Annotated in this window: 4 protein-coding genes; 1 reads left to right on the top strand and 3 read right to left on the bottom strand. The window is 33.7% G+C overall.

The genetic code is table 11. The features are described 5' to 3' along the window. The first annotated feature begins 113 nt into the window (after window positions 1-113). On the top strand, window positions 114-1,403 hold the full coding sequence (locus JJE11_RS15135; protein ID WP_291637096.1) for a homoserine dehydrogenase: 1,290 nt from the start codon (window positions 114-116) through the stop codon (window positions 1,401-1,403). 73 nt (window positions 1,404-1,476) lie between these two features. On the opposite strand, the gene JJE11_RS15140 is transcribed toward JJE11_RS15135, so the two are convergent. The 3 genes from JJE11_RS15140 to JJE11_RS15150 all read right to left on the bottom strand — a co-directional run bounded on the left by JJE11_RS15140 (window position 1,477) and on the right by JJE11_RS15150 (window position 4,517). Further along, on the bottom strand, window positions 1,477-1,935 hold the full coding sequence (locus JJE11_RS15140; protein ID WP_291637098.1) for a GNAT family N-acetyltransferase: 459 nt from the start codon (window positions 1,933-1,935) through the stop codon (window positions 1,477-1,479). Window positions 1,936-2,147: 212 nt separating this feature from the next. Next, window positions 2,148-3,305 carry a M20 family metallopeptidase gene (locus tag JJE11_RS15145; protein WP_291637100.1) on the bottom strand — a complete coding sequence of 386 codons (1,158 nt, stop codon included), beginning with the start codon at window positions 3,303-3,305 and terminating at the stop codon, window positions 2,148-2,150. Between the two features lie 30 nt (window positions 3,306-3,335). Next, window positions 3,336-4,517: a hypothetical protein gene (locus JJE11_RS15150; protein ID WP_291637102.1), complete on the bottom strand. Its 1,182-nt coding sequence runs from the start codon at window positions 4,515-4,517 to the stop codon at window positions 3,336-3,338. Between the last annotated feature and the right edge of the window lie 32 nt (window positions 4,518-4,549).

Raw genomic sequence — 4,549 nt, forward strand, 5'->3', positions numbered from 1 at the left:
ACTTACAGAGCTGTAAGCATCACTTACAGAGCTGTAAGCATCATCTTCGATGCTATAAGCATCGCCTAGGGTGATAAAATGATAAATTTAAAATTTGGAAAGGGGAAATTAATATGGAAAAGGTAAAAATAGCAATTTTAGGTTTTGGGAATGTTGGCACAGGCGTGTGGAAAATATTACTTGAAAATAAAAAAGAAATAATGAAGCGTTCAAATTACGATATAGAGGTAGCCAAAATACTAGTAAATGATATAAATAAAAAACGAGATATTACTATATCTAAGGGAATATTAACAGATAATATTGATGATATTATAAATGATGATAGCATAAAAATTGTGATTGAACTTATTAGTGGAGGCGGTCCTGCTAAGGAATACATGATACGCGCAATGAAAGCTAAAAAACATATTGTAACTGCTAATAAAATGGTTATTGCAAACTGGGGTGAAGAGTTATTTAAAATAGCTGAGGAAGAAAATGTATTATTTTATTATGAAGCAAGTGTGGCAGGTGGAATTCCAATAATACGCGAAATAAATGAGAGCCTTACAGCCAATAGAATTGAACAGATAACTGGAATTATAAATGGAACAACTAATTATATATTAAGTAAAATGACACTGGATGGAATTAGTTTTGATGAGGCATTGAGACAGGCTCAAGAAAAGGGTTATGCTGAAGCAGATCCAACCGCTGATGTTGATGGATTTGATGCTGTCTATAAGCTTGCTATAATGGCTTCACTATCTTTCGGAACTGTTGTTAATCATGATTGCATTTATAGGGAAGGAATAAGAAATATTAGTGCTATTGATATAGAATATGCTAAAAAATTTGGTTATACAATAAAACTTTTGGCAATAGCAAAGGAGAGAAATAACAAATTAGAACTAAGAGTACATCCAACACTTGTACCGTCAAGTCACCCAATGGCAAATGTAAATGATGCATTTAATGCCATTATGATAAAAGGAAATGCAGTGGGAGAATTAATGCTATATGGAAGAGGAGCAGGAGACTTACCAACTGGAAGTGCAGTTGTAGGTGATATAATATCCATATTAAGAAATAATGTAAGACCAGCTGATTTAAAGGTTCTTAATGATAAAGCTGATTTTAAAGAAGTAAAAAAATCAGAAGAAAATGAATCGGAATTCTATATCAGACTTAATGTAAAAGATAGAGCTGGAGTTTTAGGAGATACAGCGGCAATATTCGGAAGAAACAATGTTAGTATTGTATCTATGACTCAAGATGTAAGGCATGAGGATGATGTGCTACTAGCGTTTATTACACATATAAGCTCAGAGAGGAACATAAAAAATTCATTAAAAGAAATAGAACAATTAGAAAATATCAACAAAGTAGAAAGCATAATAAGAATAGAATCGTTTAATTAATAATCATAGTGTTAAGATAAAAGCAACCTTATTGTAGATTACTACAGTAAGGTTGCTTTTTAATAGCTTGTATCTATAAATCCAAGTCCCAACGTTCCTCTTCTAGAATATCTTTTGCCCAAAGTGTATTTTCATGAGATTGTGTTAGTGTAAAACCTTTGCTCGAATAAATATGCCTGGCTGTTTCAAGAAAAGAAACTGTTTCAAGAAAAACATGCTTATATCCTTTTTCTCGGCAAAAATCCAATGCTGTATCAACAAGCTTGTTACCTAAGCCCTTACCCCTAGTTTCAGGTTCAAGCAGAAAATATCTTAGCTGAGCAGTCTCGTCATTAGCTTTAACAATTACAATGCTTCCGACAGGATTTCCATTCATTTCTGGTATCAGCATACATTCGTTTTTGCTATCATAATGCTGTGCAAAATGATGAACACCCTTTTCTACATAACTACAAAAAACAGATGAAAAGCCATATTGTTCCTTATAAAAATTTTGATGACGTGAAATAACATAATCAATATCGTCTTCCACAAAATCCCGAATGGTAATAGTATCTAATTTATTATCCATATTTATTATGCTCCTTTTATGGTTGCCACATTATGAGTAACAACGATTTTTTCTATAATTCAAAACTAATTATTTATTTTAATCCATATTGCAGCTTCTTTGAAGATGATTGCAGCACGTAAGGTGATGATTACAGCACTGAAAGTGATGATTACAGCACTGAAAGTGATGATTTAGCTGTTTAAGAAGTCTGTAGCATATTGTGCATACAATGAAGTACCTATTTCAAGTGCATCTTCATCTATTGTATACATTGGGTGATGTTGAGGGTAACAAGCACCTTTAGCTTCATTTCCCACTCCAACAAGAGCAATTATGCCAGGAACTTTACTTAAGTACTCCGCAAAATCTTCCGCTCCTGTAATTTTTTCAACATTAATAGACTTAGCACCTATTTTGTCTAAGGATTTTTCTGCTATTTTTGAACAGTTTGCATCATTGATTACAACAGATGTGGCAAAGGTATATTCTAATACAGCTTCTGCTCTATAGGCAGAGGCTGTATCTTCTGCAATTCGCTGTATCATTGCAGGAAATTTATTCCTAACATCTGGATTAAAGCTTCTTGTGGTTCCGGTTAGAGTTCCTTCACTCGCAATAATATTAAATCTTGTACCTACATTAAGAGAACCAATACTTACAACAGCAGGTTCAAGAGGACTTAATTCTCTACTCACTATGGATTGAAGGTTCATAACAATTGCGCAGGAAGCAACAACTGCATCAACTCCTTGATGTGGTGCAGAACCGTGACCACCCTTTCCGTGTACTTTAATTTCAAATAAATCTGCTGAAGCCATCAGTGGTCCTTCTTGAACGCATACAAAGCCACGTTCTATGTCACTCCATACGTGTATTCCAAAAATTCCATCCACACCATCAAGGGCTCCGGCTTCTATCATTTTTTTAGCACCTTGCGCTACTTCTTCTGCTGGTTGAAAAAGAAGTCTTATAGTACCATTAAGTTCATTTTTTTGTTTGCTAAGTATCATGGCGGCTCCGAGGAGCATAGATATATGGCAATCATGTCCACATGCATGCATGAAACCTTCATTTTCAGATTTATATTCACATTCATTTAATTCTTTAACTGATAATGCATCAATATCAGCTCTTAAAGCAATAGTTTTACCAGGATTAGTTCCTTTTATTTCTGCAATAATACCTGTATCTGCAACTCTTTTATATGATACTCCTAGATTATCTAATTCCTGGCCTATTCTCTCAATTGTTTTATATTCATGTAAACTTGCTTCTGGATATTTATGAAATTCTCTTCTTAAATCAATAACATTTTGTTTATATTTATTTGATAGTTCTCTAATTGACAAGTGCTTGTACCTCCTACATATAAATAGTGATTATAATAATTTTACAAATATACCTGCTATAATAACAGATGCTATAGTAACTGTAGTGAAGCCAGCTACTAGCATTTTAGGAAGCATATCATCAAGCACGTATGCTATTTCATCATCAGTTTTGCACACTGCTTTAATTGCTTCGTGGGTTAATATATAGTCAGCTGGGAAACCGTAAAATGCTGTAAGCATACATGAAAATGTCATTGCTTTTGAAGAACCTAAGAATCTACCTATAATTAGTGATACTATATACATACCTGTTACACCAAGCATAATAATTCCGAAGAGCGGTCCCGCTATTTCTTTTAACATACCAGGTGTTGCCTGTGATAAGTTAGCAAAAATATATCCCATAAGAACTGTCATAAGGAATCCAAATGAATTTGCCTTGTTTAAAGCTTTTTCTTCTAAAAAACCAAGTTCACAGAAGATAACACCTAAGAGCAGACAAACGACAAAATTATTAAGATGTATAACTGGTCCAATAATAGATGCAAGCCAACCTACAAATCCTAATTTTAATAAAATTACATATGGAGTTTGGAATTCAATTGGAAAAGGAGGAATAAGCTTCTTTTTTTGTGAAGTAGTTGCAGCAGCTAGATCTTTAGAGATTTTAGCCTCTTTGCCACCAGTATTATAAATGTTTAATATACGTTTAGCTTCTTTTTTAAGGCAAAAAGCAGAAATTGGATATCCCACGAATCCCTGCATAATGTACATGCAGGTAGCAAGGACGGCGATTGATACTAATCCTTTATCTGTAGCAGCTTGTGACATTAGTATTGATGCAACAATACCACCTGTAAGTGGAGGAGTTCCTGCAACAACAGTTTGCCATCCGAAAAATACTTTACCAACTGTAAGAGTCATCATGCAGATGCCTACTATTCCTCCCAATGCTATTAAAACAGTTCTCCATTGAGAAAGGAGTTCCTTAAGGCTCATTAATGTACCCATATGTACTAATAACAGGTACAAAGAAAGAGTAACTACTGGTCCTGAAAATGAACCTAGTGTAATGAGGTCCTTTGGTAGAAAAGTCCAAAATCCAATTAAAAATAAAACTGCAGATACAAATACTGAAGGAATAAAAGCTTTTGATTTTATTGAAAAAAACTCTCCGGCTGCGAGCACAATTAATATAATTGTGAATGCCGCAATAACACTATAATTCATAATATAAGCCCCCTTAATTTATAATTTATAAT

The organism is Clostridium sp. (genome assembly GCF_016650095.1).
Lineage (GTDB): Bacteria > Bacillota > Clostridia > Clostridiales > Clostridiaceae > Clostridium_AD.

What these genes read in the sequence shown, in the direction of transcription:
- JJE11_RS15135 (WP_291637096.1), top strand. Translation starts at nt 114, where the DNA reads ATGGAAAAGGTAAAAATAGCAATTTTAGGTTTTGGGAATGTTGGCACA.
- JJE11_RS15150 (WP_291637102.1), bottom strand. Translation starts at nt 4,517, where the DNA reads ATGAATTATAGTGTTATTGCGGCATTCACAATTATATTAATTGTGCTC.